The following is a 20795-nucleotide window of genomic DNA, read 5'->3' on the forward strand; positions in this document are numbered from 1 at the left end:
GGACGGCCGCTCACTCTTACAAAAGGCCGTCCCATGCCTCTGCCGCCTTCGCGCATCGCCGTCACGTTGTCATTGCTTAGCCTGGGCATTTCCCAGGCCCACGCCACGACCATTACCACACCCACCACCGCGTCTCAGACGCTGACCGGCCAAGCCACCCTGACCGTCACCAGCACCGGCAGCATCACCAACAGCGGCAAGGCGGTCAGCCTCAAGGACCCTACGTCGGGCACCGGCGTGGTTGTGGATAACTCTGGCAGCATCATTTCCAGCGGTGGCCGGGCGATAGACAGCAGCGGCAGCGAAACATCCGCGCGCGTCTACAGCATCACCAACCGTGCCGGCGGGCTGATCCAGGGGCTGGATGATGCCCTGCGCATCAACAGCAATATCCCGACCGGCAGCGTGCTGATCGACAACAGCGGCACCATCCGCTCAAGCACCGGCCAGGGCATCGACCTGGATGCCCTGCGCAGCGCAGGTACCACCACTACCGTGATCAACCGCCTGGGCGGCCTGATTCACGGCGATGCCAGCGACGGCATCAAGACCGGCGGCAACGCGACCATCATCAACTACGGCGAGATATCCACAGGCGACTCGCTGACCGATGACCAGAAATACGACGGCGTAGACATCGATTCGGCTACCGGCGTGGCTGTGTATAACTACGGCACCATCAGCGGCGGCCGCCACGGCATAACCACCGACCTTGGCGCCACCCTTTACAACTACGGCGAGGTCACCGGGCGTAATGGTTCGGGCTTTGGCTCCGACGGCGATGGCACTGTGTATAACTATGGCGTCATCACGGGTGCCTACTCGGGCCTCAAGGCCAACGGCGATGGAGACGGCGTCGATATCGACGGGCTCGGCCACGTGGAAAACTACAACATTATCCAGGGCACCGGCGCCGGGGGTGTGGATAAAAATGGTTTCGCCAACGGCAGTGAAGGTCTCGCACTGGGCGGCGGCTATGTCTACAACGCCAGCGGCGCGTTGATCAGCGGCGCCAATAACGGCATTCTGGTGGACGACGGCAGCGGCGGCGCCGGTGTGGGCGCGCTGACCCTCATCAACCACGGCACCATCCAGGGCTTCGACGGCTTCGGCATTCAACTGGTGGGGGAATTCGACGACAAGGTCACCAACGCTGGCCTGATCAGCGGCAGCAACGGCTTGGCATTGAACCTGGGGGGCGGCAACGACACCCTGACATTGCTAAGCGGCAGCCACTTCAACGGCCTGGTGGATGGCGGTACTGGCTATGACCGGGTCGTGATGGACGACGCCACCGGTGGCAGCTTCGGCGCCAGCCAGAATTTCGAATGGCTGCAGGTCAATCAGGGCACCTGGACGCTCACCGGCGCTGGTGATTTCAGCGACGGCGGCGAGATATCCACAGGCGCCATGCTGATCAACCAGGGCAGCGTGGCGGGCACACTGACTGTGGACAATGGCGGTGTCTACGCCGGCGGTGGCAGTGCCGGCAACCTGCTGGTGAAAGGCACCCTGCTCACCAATACGCAACTGGGTACCGCCACGGTCACCGGCAACCTGACCTTCGGCAGCGGCTCGGTGCTGGCCTATGGCGTAAACGCCGACGGCAGCAGCGCCCCCGTGCGGGTCGGCGGTACCGCAACCTTGACCGGCGCTACCCTGGAGGTCAGCCCCAGCAGCGGTAATTACCCCTGGAAAAGCCATTACACCGTACTGCAGGCCGGCAGCATCGAGGGCGCCTTCGCCAAGGTCACCAGCGACTACGCCTTCCTGACGCCCACCCTGAGCTATACGGCCACCCAAGTCGGCCTGGACTACAACCGCAACGACATTGCCTTCGCCGACTACGCAACCAGTGCCAACGGCGCCAGCGCCGCACACAGCCTGGGCGGCCTGAACCAGAACAGCACGCTCTACAACGCCCTGCTCAACACCTCCACCGGCACTGCCAGCGGCGCCATCGAGCAATTGGCCGCCAGCAATAACGCCAGCCTGGCCGCTGCCACCCTGAGTGGCGCAGCCCAGGTGGGCGCCACCATGCTCGCGGCCATGCAGCAAATGGGCAGCAACGGCGGATTGCTGGTAGGCCTGAACGACCAGGACACGCCAACACTGGCGTCCAATGGGGTGCCGGACAGTGCGCGCAACCTCAATGACCCCAATGCCAAAGCGCGTGTGTGGCTGCAGGGGCTTGGCAGCTACGGCAAGCTGGATGGCAAGGATGGCGCCAGTGCGCTGACCCAGCGCACCAAGGGCAGCGTCATAGGTGCCGATTGGGCCGCCAGCCCACTGTGGCGCCTGGGCGTGTTGGGCGGCTATTCGAACACTGACCTGGACACCACCGGCGTGGACGGCTCGGTAGACAGCTGGCACCTGGGCGCCTACGCCTTGCGCCAGGACGGTCCGTTGGCAGTTCGCCTGGGCGCGGCCTACAGCTACCACGATGGACGCAACCGGCGCACGGTGGCATTCGATGGCTTCACCGACAGCCCAAAGGGCGATTACCACGCCAACAGCCAGCAAGCCTTCGCCGAACTGGGCTACAGCCTGGGCACCGGCCGCTGGAATGCCGAGCCTTTCGCCAACCTGGGCTACCAACGCTACCACCGCGACAGCTACCAGGAAAAAGGCGGCGCGGCGGCACTGGATGTCGACACCCAGTCCCAGGACAACTTCACCAGCACCTTGGGTGTGCGCGCGGCGCATTTGAGCACGCTGGATAACGGCATGAGTATCACCCCACGCGCCAGCCTGGGGTGGCGGCATACCTACGGCGATGTGGACAGCGACACCCGTCAGGCCTTCCTGTCCGGCGGCAACGCCTTCAGCGTGCAAGGCACGGCACTGGATCGCGACAGCCTGCTGGCTGAAGCCGGAGTGGATGTGGGGATAACCGCACGGCAAACGCTGGGCTTGGGGTATAGCGGGGAATATGGCAGCAACAGCCGCAATCATGCCGTCACTGGACGATGGCAGCTGCGTTTCTGACCATCATCGTATCAGTGCACAGTGCGCAAGTAACGGTACTCGGTGGGAGACTCTGAGGGTGTGCGGCAAGCTTTCGACCTTGTGGGAGCGGGGGCCGTTGCTGTTGCAAGTGAAGTGTTGCTATAAAAAAAGGAGGCCGAAGCCTCCCAGAGGTTAAACGTTGATCAGCCAACGATCTCGATCAGAATCTCGCCCGGGTTGACCCGGTCACCCTTGGCGATGTGGATGGCGGTGATTTTGCCGGCGATAGGCGCCTGCACTTCGGTTTCCATCTTCATGGCTTCAGTGATCAGCAGTGCCTGGCCAGCCTTGACCACGTCGCCTTCCTTCACCAGCACATCCACGATGTTGCCCGGCATGGTGGTGCTGACGTGGCCCGGCTCGCTGGCCTGCTTGCGCTTGCCAATGCCGCTGCCGACGAATTCGTTGAGCGGTTCGAACACCACTTCTTCCGGCATGCCGTCGATGGACAGGTAGAAGTGACGCTTGCCTTCGGCCTTCACGCCCACGCCGGTGATGTCGACGCGGTAGGTTTCACCGTGAACGTCGATGACGAACTCGGTCGGTACGCCCTCGCCGCCCGCCGAGGGTGCCTTGCCAGGCTCGGGGATAGGCAGCAGCACTTCTGGCGTGAGCTTGCCGGCGGCGCGCTCTTCGAGGAATTTACGGCCAATGTCCGGGAACATTGCGTACGTCAGCACGTCTTCCTCGGAAGTGGCCAGGGTGCCGATTTCACCGCGCAGGCGCACCATCTCCGGCTTGAGCAGGTCGGCCGGGCGCACGTCGATCACCTCTTCGCTGCCGATGGCCTGGCGGCGCAGTTTCTCGTTGACCTGGCCCGGGGCCTGGCCGTAGCCGCCCTGCAGGTACAACTTGACTTCGTTGGTGATGGTCTTGTAGCGCTCGCCGGCCAGCACGTTGAAAAACGCCTGGGTACCCACAATCTGCGAGGTCGGGGTCACCAGCGGCGGGAAGCCCAGGTCTTCACGTACCCGGGGAATTTCGGCCAGCACTTCGCTCATGCGGTTAAGGGCGCCCTGCTCCTTGAGCTGGTTGGCCAGGTTGGAAATCATCCCGCCCGGCACTTGATTGACCTGCACACGGGTGTCGACGGCGGTGAATTCACTTTCGAACTGGTGGTACTTCTTGCGCACGGCGTAGAAGTACAGACCGATCTCTTGCAGCAGTTCCAGGCTCAGGCCGGTGTCGAACTCGCTGCCCTTGAGCGCCGCAACCATGGACTCGGTGCCCGGGTGGCTGGTGCCCCAGGCGAAGCTGGAGATGGCGGTGTCGATATGATCGGCACCGTTTTCCACGGCCTTGAGCTGGCACATGGCGGCCAGGCCGGCGGTGTCGTGGGAGTGGATGAACACCGGCAGCGACTGCTCGGCCTTCAGCGCCTTCACCAGCTCACCCGTGGCATACGGTGTCAGCAGGCCCGCCATGTCCTTGATGGCCACCGAATCGCAGCCCATGGCTTCCATTTTCTTGGCCTGCTGCACAAAGGCGTCGATGGTGTGCACCGGGCTGGTGGTGTAGGCAATGGTGCCCTGGGCGTGCTTGCCGGCCGCCTTCACCGCCTCGATGGCAACGCGCAGGTTACGCACGTCGTTCATGGCGTCGAAAATGCGGAACACGTCGATGCCGTTGACCGCGGCCTTGGCTACGAAGGCACGCACCACGTCATCGCTGTAATGGCGGTAGCCCAGCAGGTTCTGGCCACGCAGCAGCATTTGCAGGCGGGTGTTGGGCAGTGCGGCGCGCAGTTGGCGCAGGCGCTCCCACGGGTCTTCCTTGAGGAAGCGCACGCAGGCGTCGAAGGTGGCGCCGCCCCATACTTCCAGCGACCAGTAGCCGACCTTGTCGAGCTTGTCGCAGATGGGCAGCATGTCTTCGGTGCGCATGCGGGTAGCCAGCAGGGACTGATGGGCGTCGCGCAGGATTGTGTCTGTTACGAAGATCTTCTTGGACATTGGTATCTCCTCATGAGCTGCAAGCTTCAAGCTATAAGCTGCTAGCAAAAGCGCTGCGAACACGCCCTACTTGCAGCTTTCCACTTGCAGCTTGCAGCTGCTGTTCAAAGCCCTGCGTGGGCGGCGATGGCGGCGGCGATGGCCAGGGCCAGCTCTTCGGGTTTGCGCTTGATCGAGTAGTTGGTCAGTTCAGGGTGCGCTTCGACGAAGCTAGTATTGAACTGGCCGCTACGGAATTCGGGGTTGCGAAGGATTTCCTGGTAATACGCAGCGGTGGTCTTCACCCCTTGCACACGCATGTCGTCCAGGGCCCGCAGGCCGCGGTCCATGGCTTCTTCCCAGGTCAACGCCCACACCACCAGCTTCAGGCACATGGAGTCGTAGTACGGTGGAATGGTGTAGCCGGTGTAGATCGCCGTGTCGGTACGCACGCCGGGGCCGCCGGGGGCGTAGTAACGGGTGATCTTGCCGAAGCTGGGCAGAAAGTTGTTCTTCGGGTCTTCGGCGTTGATGCGGAACTGCAACGCGAAGCCACGGTGGTGGATGTCTTCCTGCTTCACCGACAGGGGCAGGCCCGAAGCAATGCGGATCTGCTCGCGAACAATGTCAATACCGGTGATTTCCTCGGTGATGGTGTGTTCCACCTGCACCCGGGTGTTCATTTCCATGAAGTAGACCTCGCCCTCGGCGAGCAGGAACTCCACGGTACCGGCGTTCTCATAGCCCACCGCCTTCGCCGCACGCACGGACAGGTCGCCGATGTAGGCGCGCTGTTCAGGGGTCAACTGGGGGCTGGGGGCGATTTCGATGAGCTTCTGGTTGCGGCGCTGGATCGAGCAGTCGCGCTCGAACAGGTGCACCACGTTGCCGAAGCTGTCACCGAGGATCTGCGCCTCGATGTGCTTGGGGTTGACGATACATTTTTCCAGGAACACTTCGGCCGAGCCGAAAGCCTTGGTGGCTTCGGAAATCACCCGCGGGAAGTTCTGTTCAAGCTCTTCACGGCTGTTGCAGCGGCGGATACCACGGCCGCCACCGCCGGATGTGGCCTTGAGCATCACCGGGTAGCCAATGCGGTCACCCTCCAGCAGGGCTTCCTGGATGTCGGCGACGTTGCCTTCAGTACCGGGGGTGACCGGCACGCCGGCCTTGATCATGCTGCGGCGAGCCTCGGTCTTGTCACCCATGCGGCGGATGACTTCGGCCGACGGGCCGATGAATTTGATCCCGCGCTCGGCGCAGATGTCGGCCAGCTCTGCGTTTTCCGACAGGAAGCCGTAGCCGGGGTGCAAGGCGTCGCAGCCGGTTTCCACCGCCAGGTTCACCAGCTTGCGCGGGTTCAGGTACCCGGCCAGCGGCTCGGCGCCAATGCTGTGGGCCTCATCTGCACGCTTCACGTGCAAGGCATGCCGATCGGCGTCGGAATAGATCGCCACGGAGCGAATGCCCATTTCGGCGCAGGCACGCACGATGCGTACGGCAATTTCACCACGGTTGGCGATCAGGATCTTTTTTATCACTTGGATGTTCCTCGACCGTTGACAATCAGACTGGCAAAACCAGTCGGCGCATGACCCGGCCCGCTCGGCCAGTTGCACGTTCACAGTAGCGCCCTGCAACAATTAACAAAAATCAATATTTGTTAGGTCAGCCATAAAGGAAGCCTTATAGTCAGGCAATCCGGTGTTGGGCAGCGAGGAATAAATATGCGTAAGTCATTGATGCGTATGACATTACGTCAACTTCAGATTTTCAATGAAGTCTGCGATTTGCGCTCTTACAGCCGTGCGGCAGAGGAAATGTCGCTGACGCAACCGGCCGTCAGCCTGCAAATTCGTCAGCTGGAAGAGCTGGTTGGCCAGCCGCTGTTCGAATATGTGGGCAAAAAACTGTATTTGACCGAGGCAGCTGAAGCCCTTCAGCGCGCTAGCCGCGACATTTTCGGACGCCTGGAAAGCTTCGACATGCAGTTGTCGGACATGCAGGGCTCACTGCAAGGCCAGCTCAAGCTGGCAGTGGAATCCAGCGCGAAATACTTTGTGCCGCATCTGTTTGCGGCATTTAAGCGCCAGCACCCAGAGGTAAACCTTAGCCTGACTGTGTGCAACCGCGCCCAGGCCATTCGTCGGCTGTCGGATAACCGCGACGACCTGATCATCATGTCCATGGTGCCCCAGGACATGGGCCTTGAGTTCATGCCGTTCCTCAACAACCCCATCGTCGCCGTGGCGCCGCCGGATCATCCGCTGTGCAAGGTGGACCGCCTGCGCTTGCAGGACCTGGAACCGCATACGTTGTTGATGCGCGAGCAGGGCTCGGGTACGCGCAAGGCGTGCGAGGAGTACTTCAAGGAAAAGCGCGTGCACTTCACCCAGACGCTGGAAGTGGCCAACGCCGACGCACAGCGCGAAAGCGTCATCGCCGGGCTTGGCCTGGCCCTGTTGACCCGCCATGCACTAAACATGGAGTTGGCGACGGGGGTGCTCAAGGAACTACCGGTCGAAGAACTACCGCTTTATCGCAGTTGGTGCATCGTGCAGGCCAAGGCCAAGCGGCTATCGCCCGTGGCATTGGCCTTTCAGGCCTTCATCCGCATGGAACGCGCGCAGATCAGCGCCCTGGCTGAACGTTTTTCTGGGCGCCTGCCGACGCTGCCTGCCAGTAGTTGAAAGCGTCAAGATCGGGAAAATCAGAAATCTCCTGCAGCAAGCGGCGCTGCTCGGAGTAGCTTTCGATTGCGCGGCGAAACTCCATGCGGCGCTGGTCTTCCTGCTGGCGCTTGGTCTTGCTGTTGCCTTGCTCCTGCGAGCCATCGAAGTAACGAGCCATTGCGTCTCTCCCAGTTCGAGTGCGGGGAGTTCAGAGTGGGCGCTGGCGGTTACGATTTGTGGGCGGGGGGATGACGGTTCGGTGAAAGCTGTAGCCGCTGCCGCCAGGCTGCGCTGGCCCCGGCGTGCACTGAAGATCTTCAGCGAGCATCCGGGCCAGCGCAGCCTGGAGACAGCGGCAGGAGCGGAGTCAGTCGTCGAGGGCTTTTACGGACTTGGGCGACAACCGCAGGCTGCGCAAGCTGCGCTTCACGCTCTTCAGGTGATTGACCAGGCTCGGGCCGCGGGCCATGGCCACGCCCATGGCCAGCACGTCGATCACCACCAGGTGGGCGATGCGCGAGGTCAGCGGGGTGTAGATTTCGGTGTCTTCGTGCACGTCGATGGCCAGGTTGACCGTGGACAGCTCGGCCAGCGGGGTTTGGCTTGGGCACAGGGTGATCAGCGTGGCGCCGCTTTCGCGCACCAGGTTGGCGGTGATCAGCAGGTCCTTGGAACGCCCCGACTGCGAGATGCAGATGGCCACGTCACCCGGCTTCAGGGTAACAGCCGACATCGCCTGCATGTGCGGGTCGGAATACGCTGCTGCGGTCAGCAGCAAACGGAAGAATTTGTGCTGGGCATCCGCCGCTACCGCGCCCGAAGCGCCGAAGCCGTAAAACTCCACCCGCTGGGCCTGGGCCATGGCCGTCACCGCGCGCTGCAACGCCTGGGCGTCGAGGTGCTCACGCACTTCCATCAGGGTATGCAGGGTGGTGTCGAAGATCTTCAGGCTGTAGTCGGCCACCGAATCATCTTCGTGGATGGCGAACTGGCCGAAGCTGGCACCGGCCGCCAGGCTCTGCGCCAGCTTGAGCTTGAGGTCCTGGAAGCCCGAGCAGCCAATGGCTCGACAGAAACGCACGATGGTCGGCTCGCTGATGCCCACGTTATGGGCCAGGTCGGCCATGGAGCTGTGCATCACGGCCGCAGGGTCAAGCAGCACATGGTCGGCGACCTTGAGCTCCGACTTGCGTAACAGGTGGCGAGACTGGGCGATGTGTTGCAACAGGTTCAATGGGCAGGACTCGTTCAGGATCGAAAGACCGATGTAGCTTTCTTGTAGTTATACTACATGACCTGCGACACGCCCAGCTAAACGATAGTCAAGTTCGCGAATGAACCTGATCAAGCTGGTCGCGATAATCACGATCATCTGCCAACAGGCCGCCAAAAGCCTGGGCTTCTACCGGTTTACTGATCAGATAACCCTGAATTTCGTCACATCCATGCACGTTCAAAAACGAAAGCTGCGCTTGCGTTTCAACACCCTCCGCCACCACTTTCAATTGCAGGCTGTGCGCCATGGCAATGATGGCGCGGGTGATGGCGGCATCTTCACTACCTTCAGCCAGCCCGCGAATGAAAGCCTGGTCGATCTTCACGTAATCCACCGGGAAGCGCTTCAGGTAGCTCAGGGAAGAGTAGCCGGTTCCGAAGTCGTCGATGGCAAGTTTTATCCCTAGGGCCTGCAACTGATGGAACGTGGCAATAATGTGCTCGACACTGTCCAGCAACTGGCTCTCGGTAAGCTCCAGTTCAAGAAACTGCGGTTCCAGCCCTGTGTCGTTCAGTACCTGACGCACCAGGCTGACCAGTTTGCCCTGGCGCAGTTGATGCACCGACAGGTTGACCGACACACGAATGGCCCGCAGCCCCTGGCGCTGCCATTCACGCGCCTGCCAGCACGCCTGGCGCAACACCCACTCGCCTATCGGCACGATCAGGCCGGTTTCCTCGGCCAGCCCGATGAACTCGCCGGGCGGCACCATGCCCATGGTCGGATGGCGCCAGCGCACCAGCGCCTCGGCGCCGTTCAGGCGGCCGCTGTCCAGGCACAGCTTGGGCTGGTAGTACACCTCCAGTTGCTGTTCGTCGATGGCCTTGCGCAACTGTTGCTCAAGTTGCAGGCGTTCCATGGTGCTGGCCTGGAGGCTGTCGGTGTAGAACTGGAAGTTATTGCCGCCCAGGTGCTTGGCATGCTGCATGGCCATGATCGCCTGGCCGACCAGCGCGGACACTTCACGCGCATTGTCGGGCAGCAGGCTGATACCGATCGAGGCGCTGACCACCAGTTCCTGGTTTTCGATCATTTGCGGCACCCGCAGCTTGGCCAGCAGGCGGCTGGTCACCCGCGCCAGGCTGGACAGGTTGGCATAGGCATCGAACAGCACGGCGAACTCGTCGCCTGACAGCCGGGCGATAGTGTCGGCCTCGGGCAAGGCATTGGTGATGCGCCGGGCCATCTGCTTGAGCAGTTGGTCGGCGGCCTCATGGCCAAGGGTCTCGTTGAGCAGCTTGAAGCGGTCCAGGTTGATGTGCAGCAAGGCGAGGCTGCGGCCGCCCTGCCGTACCCGCAGGTTGGCCTCTTGGAGGCGCTCGCGGAACAGCGCGCGGTTGGCCAGGCCGGTCAGTTCGTCGTAATGGGTAAGGAAGCGCATGCGCTCTTCCGATTCGCGCCGCGCCGACAGATCGGCGCAGAACGCGATGATATGGCTGATGTTTTCCCGATGATCGCGCACCACGCTCAGTTGCAGCCATTGTGGATAGAGCTCGCCATTCTTGCGCGCTTCCACCAGCTCGCCCTGCCACTGCCCCGCGTGTTGCAACGCCTCGTCTATCTGCCGATGGTGACGGCGCGCATCGCGGCTGCACGGCAGCTCGATAACGCTGCGGCCCAGCACTTCCTCCCGCGAATAACCGGTGACGGTGACAAACGCCTCGTTCACCGACAGAACCGCGTAGTCGCTGTCGAGAATGATGATGCCTTCGCTGGCGGCCTCAAACACCATGGCCGACAGGCGCTGATGGTCTTCATGGGCCTTGCTGGCGCTGATATCGCGCCGCGTGCCGAGCATGCGCAGGACCTTGCCGCTTTCGGCCCGCTCCACGGCGCGACCGCGGTCTTCGATCCAGCGCCAGCGCCCGTCGCTATGACGAATGCGGTACTCGATGCGGTAGTCCTCGGTACGCCCCTTCATGTGCTCGACCAGGGTGCGCTTGAGGTGCGGCAGGTCCTCGGGGTGCAAACGCGGCTTGAGGTGGCGCAGCATGGCGGTCACGTATTCAGGGGCAAGGCCGAACAGCTCCTGAACGTGCGTGTGGTGCACCTCGTCCGACTGCAGGTCCCAGTCCCACAACCCCAGCTCACTGGCGTCCAGCGCCAGCGCCAGGCGGGCCTCGCTCTTGCTCAAGGCCTGGTTGGCCACGTCCAGCTCATGGCTGCGCTGGGCCACTCGGGTCTCCAGCCCCGCCTGCGCTTCGCGCAACTCGCTTTCCACGCGACGGCGCTGCTCCACTTCGCGGGCCAGCTCCTGGTTGAGCCGCGCGCTGCCGCCCTGGGCCTGCTGCAAGTGCTCAATGAGCTCCTGATTCTGAAACCGCCGCAGCAACCCGCGCTCGATCAGGCGGTTGACCTGCCAGGCCACCACCGACAGCGCCCCCAGCAGAATCAGCCCCAGCCAGCCCCAGCCGTGCTGCGCCCCACTGCCAATCAGAAACAGGCAGCCAATCGGCGGCAACAGGCACGGCAGGGCGAAACTGAGGAAAGCCGGCAAGCTGACGGCGTAGGCGACGCTCGCCGACAAGGTGGCCGCGCCCAGCAGGCCAAACACCCAGGCTTGCTGGACAAAACTGTCAGTGGGCACCAGCAGGGTCGCCGCACCCGCCAGCGTGAGGCCGCTGATGGCCGAGCCGAACAGAAACATGCGCAACCAGCTGGGATGAGCCTGGCGATCCGGTATGGCCGAATCGAAGGCTGCCACCTGAATGACCCGCATGGCCACCAGCGCAGTCAGCCATACCAGCCACACACTCACCAGCACGTAATGCTGCGGCTCCCACAACAGCCAGGCGCAGACCAGCCCGTTGAGCAGCATCAACAATGTTGGCAGCAAAGAGCCCTGATACAGCAGACGCGTGCGCTCGACCGCCAGTTGCGCGGCATATTTGCGACGGATGTCCCGTTGCCCCTCCATGGAAGCAGGACCTGTAGAAAGTGTCATAGGCAGTATTCTTATTAATGTGTTGAGCCTGAACGTGCACGGAGCATACACAAGCCCGATGCAGGGCCAAAGCCCTGCCGACCACGGATCGTCGGCGATCTTTTATCAACCGCTCGCACGCCGGGTTTGCTCCAATCTCGTCCAACACCCTAAAATGGACGGATGCGCGATGACCTCTCCCTTCTGCTGAATTCCCTCAACGATGCCCAACGGCAGGCCGTAGCGGCCCCGGTTGGCCGTCAGTTGGTCCTGGCCGGTGCTGGCTCCGGTAAAACCCGAGTGCTGGTGCACCGTATCGCCTGGTTGATCCAGGTCGAACAGGCCTCACCCCACTCGATCCTGTCGGTGACCTTCACCAACAAGGCTGCTGCCGAGATGCGCCAGCGCATCGAGCAGTTGATGGGTATAAACCCGGCCGGCATGTGGGTGGGTACCTTCCACGGCCTGGCGCACCGCCTGCTGCGGGCCCATTGGCAGGAAGCGAACCTCAACCAGAATTTCCAGATCCTCGATAGCGATGACCAGCAGCGGCTGGTCAAGCGCGTGATCCGCGAGCTGGGCCTGGACGAACAGCGCTGGCCGGTACGCCAGGCACAATGGTTCATCAACGGCCAGAAGGACGAAGGCCTGCGCCCGCAACATATCCAGGCCAGCGGCGACCTGTTCCTGGGCACCATGAAGTCCATCTACGAAGCCTATGAGGCTGCCTGCGCCCGCGCCGGCGTGATCGACTTCTCCGAATTGCTGCTGCGCGCCCTGGACCTGTGGCGCGACAACCCCGGCCTGCTGCAACACTACCAGCGCCGTTTCCGCCACCTGTTGGTGGACGAGTTCCAGGACACCAACGCCGTGCAGTACGCCTGGCTTCGCCTGCTGGCCAAGGGCGGTGACAGCCTGATGGTGGTGGGCGACGACGACCAGTCGATTTATGGCTGGCGTGGCGCGAAAATCGAGAACATTCACCAGTACTCTGCCGACTTCCCCGATGTGGAAACCATCCGCCTGGAGCAGAACTACCGCTCCACCGCCGGTATCCTCAAGGCTGCCAACGCCCTGATCGCCAACAATACCGGGCGCCTGGGCAAGGAGCTGTGGACCGACGGTGGCGACGGCGAGCCACTGAGCCTGTACGCCGCCTTCAACGAACACGACGAAGCGCGTTACGTGGTGGAAACCATCGAAGCGGCGATCAAGACCGGCATGTCGCGCAGCGATATCGCCATTCTGTACCGCTCCAACGCCCAGTCGCGGGTACTGGAAGAAGCCTTGCTGCGCGAGCGTATTCCTTACCGCATCTATGGCGGTCAACGCTTCTTCGAGCGCGCCGAAATCAAGAACGCCATGGCCTACCTGCGCGTGCTGGAAGGCCGTGGCAACGACTCCGCGCTGGAACGCATCATCAACGTGCCGCCCCGTGGCATCGGCGAGAAAACCGTCGAGGCCATCCGTGACCATGCCCGCCACTCCGAGATTTCCATGTGGGAATCCATGCGCCAGTTGGTGGCCAACAAAGGCCTGACCGGTCGCGCCGGCAATGCCCTGGGCGCATTCATGGAGCTGATCGAGAACCTGGCGGCCAAGGTCATGGAGATGCCCCTGCACCTGATGACCCAGACGGTCATCGAGCAGTCGGGGCTGATCACTTATCACCAGGAAGAAAAAGGTGAAAAGGGTCAGGCACGGGTGGAAAACCTTGAGGAACTGGTCAGCGCCGCGCGCAACTTCGAAACATCCGAGGAAGACGAAGACCTGACGCCGTTGGCCGCGTTCCTGGGTCACGCCTCCCTTGAGGCCGGCGATACCCAGGCCGACGAGCATGAGGACAGCGTGCAACTGATGACTTTGCACAGCGCCAAGGGCCTGGAGTTCCCTCACGTGTTCCTGGTGGGCATGGAAGAGGGCCTGTTCCCGCACAAGATGAGCCTGGAAGAGCCCGGCCGCCTGGAAGAGGAGCGCCGCCTGGCCTACGTGGGCATCACCCGGGCCATGCAGCAACTGGTGATGACCTACGCCGAGACCCGCCGCCTGTATGGCAGCGAGACCTACAACAAGGTCTCGCGTTTCGTACGCGAGATTCCCGGTGGCCTGATTCAGGAAGTGCGCCTGTCCAACAGTGTCAGCCGCCCGTTCAGCTCGGGCCAGAAACAGAACTCCAGCAGCCTGTTTGGCGGTGCCAACATTCCCCAGACCGAGTTCAGCCTGGGCCAGCGCGTGCAGCATGCCGTGTTCGGCGAGGGCGTGATCCTCAACTTCGAAGGCTCGGGCGCCCAAGCCCGGGTGCAAGTCAACTTCAGCGAAGGCAGCAAGTGGCTGATGATGGGCTACGCCAAGCTCGAAGCCCTCTGACGCCCTGTGGCAGCGGCGCAAGCCGCGTCACGGACGCACAGCAAACCTGTAGGCTGCCACCAGGCCGGAGCTGCCGCCAAGCTGCGAAGGCCCGCACAGCGGGCCTGCAACGCCTGCAGCGGGCGGGTCAGACGTACCCCATCACGCGTGTTCATTTCGCTCGGTAAAAGCTCGAAACATTATGTCACTGGCCATGACCTGACCATCTGTGCAACATGGCAGCAGTGCAATCCACACACGGGAATTCCCTATGCAACGTTTTCTTAGCATCGCCCTTGCGCTGTGCATCGGCCTGACGATGAGCATCGACGCTCATGCCAAGCGCTTCGGCGGTGGCAAGTCGTTCGGCAACGCGCCAACGCATCAGTCGGTCACCCCATCGCCTTCCGGCGCCGCTGGCGCAGGTGCTGCCGCCGCAGCCGGTCGTGCAGCCCCGGCCGCAGGCGGCGCCTCGCGCTGGCTTGGCCCGCTGGCCGGTATCGCCGCAGGCGGCCTGCTGGCGTCCATGTTCATGGGCGGAGGCTTCCAGGGCATGCAGATCTTCGACATCCTGATCATGGCGGTCATCGCCTTCGTGATCTTCCGCTTCATCGCCGCCCGTCGACGCAAGCAACAGGAGCACATGGCCCCGGCCGGCGCGCCGTTCCAGCGTGAAGCCTTCGAGCAGCCTGCGCAGCCGATCTTTGGCAGCTCCGGCGGCCAGCCTGTGCGCCCGGTGATCCACGCCCCGGCCTGGTTCAACGAGCAGAGCTTCCTGGCCGCTGCCCGCAGCCACTTCGAAGCGCTGCAGCAGCACTGGGACGCCAACGAGATGGACAAGATCGCCGAGTTCGTCACCCCGCAAATGCTGCAGTTCCTGCGTCAGGAACGCGCCAGCCTGGGCGACGGCTTCCAGTCCACCTTCATCGACAACCTGCAGGTGCAACTCGATGGCGTGGACGACCGAGCCGACAAGACCATCGCCACGCTGACCTTCAGCGGTGTGTCCAAGAACTCGCGCTTCGACCAGGGCGAAGCCTTCAGCGAAAGCTGGAACATGGAACGCCCGCAGGGTGACAACCAGCCTTGGCTGATTGCCGGGATTCGCCAGAACGGCTAATCCAAAGGTATTGCACACCCGAACCCCGGCACTCGCCGGGGTTTTTCATTTTTAACATTGCGAAAATATCCAGCTAATGTATAAACCGCACCGCGCAATTCGCTGAGAGGAAACACACCGTGGAAGAAGTGATCGAACAACTCCGGGAAGCCAATGAACCGGTACCCGTTCCACTCGAGTTGCCCGATGAGGACCAACTGGTTGAGGTCGAAGAACAACTGTTCATCAACATCCCGTTCGTCTTCAAGGAGTTCCTGCTGACCGTTAGCGACGTTGTCTACGGCAGCCTGGAGCCGGTAACCGTTACCGACCCGCAATCGCACACCTACCTGCCGGAAGTCGCGGCCACGGCCTGGGACCAGGGCGTACCCCGCGAGCTGATCCCCATCTGCCAGGACGGTGACGACTACTACTGCGTCGAAGAAGATGGCACCGTGGTGTTGTGGTCGGCGGAAGAAGAGTTGGTGACCGAAGAAAGCTGGGAATCGGTATGGCACTGGGCGCGGGACGTTTGGCTGGAAAGCTGATACCCACCTTTAGCCGCTGCCGCAAGGCTGCGCTGGCCCTGACATTCACTGAAAATTTTCAGCGAATGGCAGGCCTGGCGCAGGCCACGATTTCTTTCAGTGGCTTTCCTGGTTGTTGCCCAGGGTTTCCAGCAGGGCGACCTGCATGCGCGTATGCACCCGTATGAACCAGCGCCACAGCACCGCAGCTACGCCCGCTGCTACCAACCCCACCAACACCAGCAACTCGCTGGTGGGCAGGATGCTGGCCGACAGCGCCGCCAGCAGCAGAAAAATGACCAGCAGTGACACCAGCGGGATCACCTCGGCGATCACCCGTCGAACCCGTGCGGTATGACGCCCGGCCATATCCGGCTTCACCCCCATCTCCGCCAATAGCATCGACAGCGCCTTGAGCTTGCGGTACGCAGCAATCAGGAATGCCAGCGACAGCAGCAGCGCCGCGCCCCAGATCAATGCATTGTGCCAGCGCGGCTCATGGACCCACTGTGCAAGGTACGGCGCAATACGGCCGGCGAAATAGCCCGCGCTGAAGAAAATCGCCATGACCAGCGCCAGGTTGATCCCCACCTGCAACAGGATGCGTCGAATCATGGACGCCAGCAACGCACCCTGCCCTTGCGGCTGGATGCTGCGCAGCCACTCCCCGTACAGGCCAAAAACCCGCCCCACGCGCACCGGCATCAAGCCCGCGAGCCGCGCAGACAGAGGGTCGGCCGCGCGAATCAGGTAGGGCGTGGATAACGTGGTCAGCGCCGACACAGCCACCGCTACCGGATAAAGGAAGTCACTGGTGACCTGCAGGGTCATGCCCAACGCGGCGATGATGAATGAAAACTCGCCAATCTGCGACAGCCCCATCCCCACCCTCAGGGACGTACACCCGTCATTGCCTGCGATGAACGCCCCCAGGCCGCAGGACACCATCTTGCCTACCACCACCGCCACCGTAATGACCGCGATGGGCCAGGCGTACTCGACCAGTATCGAAGGGTCGATCATCAGGCCGATGGCAACGAAGAAGATGGCACTGAACATGTCGCGAATGGGTTCGATCAACCGCTCTATCTTCAGCAATTGCCGAGACTCGGCCATGATCGCGCCAATCAGGAAGGCACCCAGCACCATGCTGTACTCAAGCTTCACCACCAGCAGGCAGAACCCGAAACACAACCCCAGCACCGTGACCAACAGCATCTCGTTGCTCTCGAAACGGGCCACGTAAGCCAGCAGCCGGGGCACCAGCAGAATACCGACCACCAGGGCAACGATCATGAACAACGACAGCTTCCCCACTGTGGAAAACACTTCGCCAGAACTGACCGTACCGCTGACCGCAATGCCCGACAGCAACGCGATAATGCCAATGCCCAGGATGTCCTCGACAATCAATACGCCGAATATCAATTGCGCGAAGCGCTGATTCTTCATCTTCAGGTCGTTCAGCGCCTTGACGATGATAGTGGTGGAGGAAATGGCCAGGATGGCGCCCAGGAACAGTGAATCCATGGTGCTCCACCCGAACCAGCGGCCAATTTCGTAACCGATCCAGATCATCAGCACGATTTCAAGAAACGCGGCGATGAAGGCCGTGGCGCCAACCTTGAACAACTTGCGCAGGCTGAACTCCAGCCCCAGGCAGAACATCAGGAAAATCACCCCCAGTTCGGCGAGTGTCTTGATGGTGTCTTCGTCATGAATAAGGCCAAACGGCGGGGTGTGTGGGCCAATCAGGAAGCCGGCAACGATGTACCCCAGCACCACGGGCTGGCGCAATCGATGGAATATCACCGTGACCACTCCGGCTATCAGCATGATCACGGCCAGATCCTGAATGAAACTGATGGCATGCATGGGGTCCGGCTCCTGTTCACGGTGTAACATCTCAATTCTGAGGTTAACACCGTGAAACCAGCGGAAATGCCGACGTAACAAGTGGAAACAGATCTATCGCGCCGACGGCACGCAAGCCGCACCGGCTGTGACGTTCAGCCAGCGACCAACGTCCCGAAAGAGTGGGATTTTGTCCAAGCGGGTAAGCGCCAGGATAGGTGACGCCCCTTTACTACAGCAACATTACCGTGAGCGCACTATGGAACCCGGAAACGCCCAGTTGTCGATGACTGTTCTGATGACCCCGGACATGGCCAACTTTTCTGGCAATGTGCACGGCGGCACATTGCTCAAATACCTCGACGAAGTCGCCTACGCCTGCGCCAGCCGCTACGCCGGTCGCTATGTGGTGACGCTGTCGGTAGACCAGGTGATCTTTCGCGAGCCGATTCACGTCGGCGAGCTAGTGACCTTCCTGGCATCGGTGAACTACACCGGCAATACCTCCATGGAGGTAGGCATCAAGGTGGTCACGGAAAACATCCGTGAGCGCTCGGTGCGCCACACCAACAGCTGCTTCTTCACTATGGTGGCGGTCGACGACCAGCGCAAGCCAGCCCAGGTACCGCGCCTGGAACCGCAGAACAGCGAAGAGAAACGCCGTTTTGTCCAGGCCCAGCAGCGCCGCCAGATCCGCCAAGAGCTGGAAAAGCGTTACCAGGACATCAAGGACGACGACGGTATCTGACGGCTAGCCGCTGCCGACAGGCTGCGGCTACCGGGTTTGCTGTCAGACCGCCAGGCGCTGCGCTTCAAAGCGCAGCCGTGGGTGCACGATGCGGTCTTGGGCCCGCACCAGCTCCAGCTCGTAGCTGGCGCAGGCCTGGGTTTCCAGCAGCACTTCATGCACTGCGGCAGCAGCAAATTCGAAGGCCGCGACCTGGTTGTCGCCCAACAGCAGGCGTGCCAGGAACAAGCCCGACGTCAGGTCACCCACGCCCACTGGCTGGCGCGGAAAGGCCAGCAGCGGACGGCGCAGGTGCCAGTTGCCTTCGGCTGTAACCAGCAGCATTTCAAAGTCTTCGGCAGCCTTGCCGGGGTACGCCAGGTGCTTGACCAGCACAGCCTTGGGCCCAAGCGCCAGCAGCGACCGGGCCATGCCAACGCAATCTTCCAGCGACTGCGCCAGGCGCCCACAGAAGGTGTTGAGCTCCAGCTGGTTGGGGCACAGCAGGTCCGCTATGGCCACCGCTTCGTTGAGCAGGAAGTCACTGACTTCGGCCGGCACGATGCAACCCTTCTCCGGGTGGCCCATCACCGGATCACACAGGTAAAGCGCGTGCGGGTTGGCCGCCTTTACCTTACGCACCACCTCAAGAATGGCACGCCCCTGGGCCGCACTGCCCAGGTAGCCGCTGAGCACCGCATCGCAGTTACCCAGCTCACCAATCGTCGCAATCCCGTCAACCAGCGCGGGAATTTGCGTTGGCGCCAACACTTCTCCCGCCCACTGGCCATACTGAGTGTGGTTGGAGAACTGCACCGTGTTCAACGGCCATACGTTGACCCCCACGCGTTGCATGGGGAACACCGCGGCGCCGTTGCCCGCATGGCCAAAAACCACGTGAGACTGGATGGCAAGCAGGTGTGGAGTACGTTTCATGCAAATATCCCGCAGCGGTGACTGATTTTCGAGGGCGCAGTATGGCGCTAAATGGCGTCTGTACGACAGACCGAAGTCGCAGTTAAGCTGGGCACACTTAGTTGGAGCATTCCTCGATGTTTACCCTCGGAAATCTGTTTGTGCTGATGGTGCTGGGCGCGGGCGCTGCCTGGCTGTGGCATAACCATGGCCTGCGTGAGCGCGCGCTGGCACGGGTCAAGCAGCACTGCGCCAAGCTGGACCTGGAACTGCTGGATGAGAACGTGGCGTTCAAGCGCTTCGGGTTCGTGCGTGACGCCAATGGCCGCCGCCGCTTCGCGCGGGTGTATACCTTCGAATTCACGGTCACCGGCGAGCAGCGCCACCCCGGCACCATTACCCAATTCGGCGGCCATGCGGTACAAATCGAGCTGGCGCCCTACCCGTTCGAGATCAAGACTCACCCCACTGCCGAGGTGATCGAAATGGACCAGTGGCGCCAAGAGCACAAACGCTGGCGGCCTTGAGGTAGGCGCCGCCGACAGGCGGCGTTTACCCGATCAGGCATTCGCGCAGTGAATCGCCCAAGGCCGCTTCATCCTGTGGCCCTTCGAAAATCAATTCCAGTCGCGAATCCCGCCGCCACTCACTGCGCTGCAAAGCCGGTATAACGTTATCCACAGCGTTGAACGAATGCCAGTTATCCCCAGTTCGCACCACACCCTTAGCCCTACGCCACACCATTGTGGATAACCATTCCAGAACCTTGCGCTCATCGAAGATTCGTTGCGGATGCCAGCGCCAGCCCATGCTCCAGGCCTGCGCTTGGTTATGCACAGCCATTATTGGCCGAAACGGATCTATCCACAGGGTAGCAGGCGATTCGGCAGGCGCTGCAATATTGCCCACAGGGCCGTCGGGGCCCATTTCGGTGGGGCGTCCCAAATATGAAACACTCAAGAATCCGTTATTTGTAAAAACTTGTTCAATATCAGGTAGTTGTGATTTTATCCACAACCGTTTTTCCACAGGCACTTCATCTGATTTATTGATCACCAGCAAGCCTACATCGGGTAAAGCGTCGCGCTGAGGGTCGGGCAAAAGTTGTCCACAGGCCAACGCCTGCGCATCAAGCACCATGATCAGTGGCTGTACCGCCAGCACCCCACGCCACGGCGCGTCGCGCAACTGCTTGAGCAACTGCGCCGGGTGGCCCAGGCCAGACGGCTCGATGAACACCCGATCAGGCCTGGCCTTGCGCAGCAGGCGCCCCAGTCCCACCTGAAACGGTGCACCGTTGACACAACACAGGCAGCCTCCCGCCACCTCGCCCAGTGCGATACCATCGTCGCCGGTGCTCAACAACGCGGCGTCCAGGCCTATCTGGCCAAACTCGTTGATCAGCACCGCCCAGCGTTCACCTGCGGGCCGCTGCGCCATCAGCTGGCCGATCAGGCTGGTCTTGCCGGCGCCCAAGGGGCCGGCGATGACGTGGGTGGGGATATTCTTGAACATC

General features: G+C 61.9%; 15 protein-coding genes. 7 read left to right on the forward strand and 8 right to left on the reverse strand.

Annotated features, from left to right (window positions below; genetic code table 11):
* Positions 1-33: 33 nt before the first annotated feature.
* On the forward strand, positions 34-2988 hold the full coding sequence (locus PMM47T1_RS06575) for an autotransporter outer membrane beta-barrel domain-containing protein (RefSeq protein WP_008366984.1): 2955 nt from the start codon (positions 34-36) through the stop codon (positions 2986-2988).
* Between the two features lie 164 nt (positions 2989-3152).
* On the opposite strand, the gene oadA is transcribed toward PMM47T1_RS06575, so the two are convergent.
* Both oadA and PMM47T1_RS06585 read right to left on the reverse strand, forming a co-directional pair.
* A complete protein-coding gene (gene oadA / locus PMM47T1_RS06580; RefSeq protein ID WP_008366987.1) occupies positions 3153-4961 on the reverse strand; it encodes a sodium-extruding oxaloacetate decarboxylase subunit alpha in 1809 nt (602 codons plus the stop codon).
* Positions 4962-5065: 104 nt separating this feature from the next.
* Positions 5066-6481, reverse strand: a complete 1416-nt coding sequence (locus tag PMM47T1_RS06585) for an acetyl-CoA carboxylase biotin carboxylase subunit (protein ID WP_008366989.1) — start codon at positions 6479-6481, stop codon at positions 5066-5068.
* A gap of 186 nt (positions 6482-6667) precedes the next feature.
* Here PMM47T1_RS06585 and PMM47T1_RS06590 point away from each other — a divergent pair, with 186 nt between their 5' ends.
* A complete protein-coding gene (locus PMM47T1_RS06590; RefSeq protein ID WP_008366991.1) occupies positions 6668-7630 on the forward strand; it encodes a LysR family transcriptional regulator in 963 nt (320 codons plus the stop codon).
* Here the strand turns inward: PMM47T1_RS06590 and PMM47T1_RS28900 are convergent.
* From PMM47T1_RS28900 to PMM47T1_RS06600, 3 genes are all read right to left on the reverse strand, one after another.
* Complete coding sequence (locus PMM47T1_RS28900) at positions 7572-7790, reverse strand: PA3496 family putative envelope integrity protein (RefSeq protein WP_008366994.1); 219 nt, start codon at positions 7788-7790, stop codon at positions 7572-7574. The genes PMM47T1_RS06590 and PMM47T1_RS28900 overlap by 59 nt on opposite strands.
* 189 nt (positions 7791-7979) lie before the next feature.
* Positions 7980-8846: a transcriptional regulator HexR gene (hexR, locus tag PMM47T1_RS06595; RefSeq protein WP_008366995.1), complete on the reverse strand. Its 867-nt coding sequence runs from the start codon at positions 8844-8846 to the stop codon at positions 7980-7982.
* 88 nt (positions 8847-8934) lie between these two features.
* Positions 8935-11832, reverse strand: coding sequence for a GGDEF and EAL domain-containing protein (locus PMM47T1_RS06600; protein ID WP_050990387.1), 2898 nt, complete (start codon positions 11830-11832; stop codon positions 8935-8937).
* A gap of 162 nt (positions 11833-11994) precedes the next feature.
* Between PMM47T1_RS06600 and uvrD the strand changes: the two genes are divergently transcribed.
* The 3 genes from uvrD (at position 11995) to PMM47T1_RS06615 (ending at position 15804) form a co-directional block, all read left to right on the forward strand.
* On the forward strand, positions 11995-14178 hold the full coding sequence (gene uvrD / locus PMM47T1_RS06605) for a DNA helicase II (RefSeq protein ID WP_008367000.1): 2184 nt from the start codon (positions 11995-11997) through the stop codon (positions 14176-14178).
* A 250-nt stretch (positions 14179-14428) separates the two neighbouring features.
* Positions 14429-15277, forward strand: a complete 849-nt coding sequence (locus tag PMM47T1_RS06610) for a Tim44 domain-containing protein (protein WP_008367002.1) — start codon at positions 14429-14431, stop codon at positions 15275-15277.
* 119 nt (positions 15278-15396) lie between these two features.
* Complete coding sequence (locus PMM47T1_RS06615; RefSeq protein ID WP_008367003.1) at positions 15397-15804, forward strand: SMI1/KNR4 family protein; 408 nt, start codon at positions 15397-15399, stop codon at positions 15802-15804.
* A 96-nt stretch (positions 15805-15900) separates the two neighbouring features.
* Here the strand turns inward: PMM47T1_RS06615 and PMM47T1_RS06620 are convergent, their stop codons facing one another.
* Positions 15901-17658, reverse strand: coding sequence for a cation:proton antiporter (locus tag PMM47T1_RS06620; RefSeq protein ID WP_008367005.1), 1758 nt, complete (start codon positions 17656-17658; stop codon positions 15901-15903).
* Positions 17659-17896: 238 nt separating this feature from the next.
* Between PMM47T1_RS06620 and PMM47T1_RS06625 the strand changes: the two genes are divergently transcribed.
* Positions 17897-18385 carry an acyl-CoA thioesterase gene (locus PMM47T1_RS06625; RefSeq protein WP_008367006.1) on the forward strand — a complete coding sequence of 163 codons (489 nt, stop codon included), beginning with the start codon at positions 17897-17899 and terminating at the stop codon, positions 18383-18385.
* Positions 18386-18427: 42 nt separating this feature from the next.
* Here PMM47T1_RS06625 and pdxY read toward each other — a convergent pair whose 3' ends face one another.
* The gene (gene pdxY / locus PMM47T1_RS06630) at positions 18428-19300 is read right to left on the reverse strand and encodes a pyridoxal kinase PdxY (protein WP_008367008.1); all 873 of its coding nucleotides are present in this window, start codon (positions 19298-19300) and stop codon (positions 18428-18430) included.
* A 116-nt stretch (positions 19301-19416) separates the two neighbouring features.
* On the opposite strand from pdxY, the gene PMM47T1_RS06635 reads away from it, so the two are divergent.
* Positions 19417-19806, forward strand: coding sequence for a DUF3301 domain-containing protein (locus tag PMM47T1_RS06635; protein WP_008367010.1), 390 nt, complete (start codon positions 19417-19419; stop codon positions 19804-19806).
* Positions 19807-19831: 25 nt separating this feature from the next.
* Here PMM47T1_RS06635 and PMM47T1_RS06640 read toward each other — a convergent pair whose 3' ends face one another.
* Complete coding sequence (locus PMM47T1_RS06640; protein WP_043300807.1) at positions 19832-20794, reverse strand: CobW family GTP-binding protein; 963 nt, start codon at positions 20792-20794, stop codon at positions 19832-19834.
* Position 20795 lies beyond the last annotated feature (1 nt).

Origin of the sequence: Pseudomonas sp. M47T1 (assembly GCF_000263855.1) — a bacterium.
Lineage (GTDB): Bacteria > Pseudomonadota > Gammaproteobacteria > Pseudomonadales > Pseudomonadaceae > Aquipseudomonas.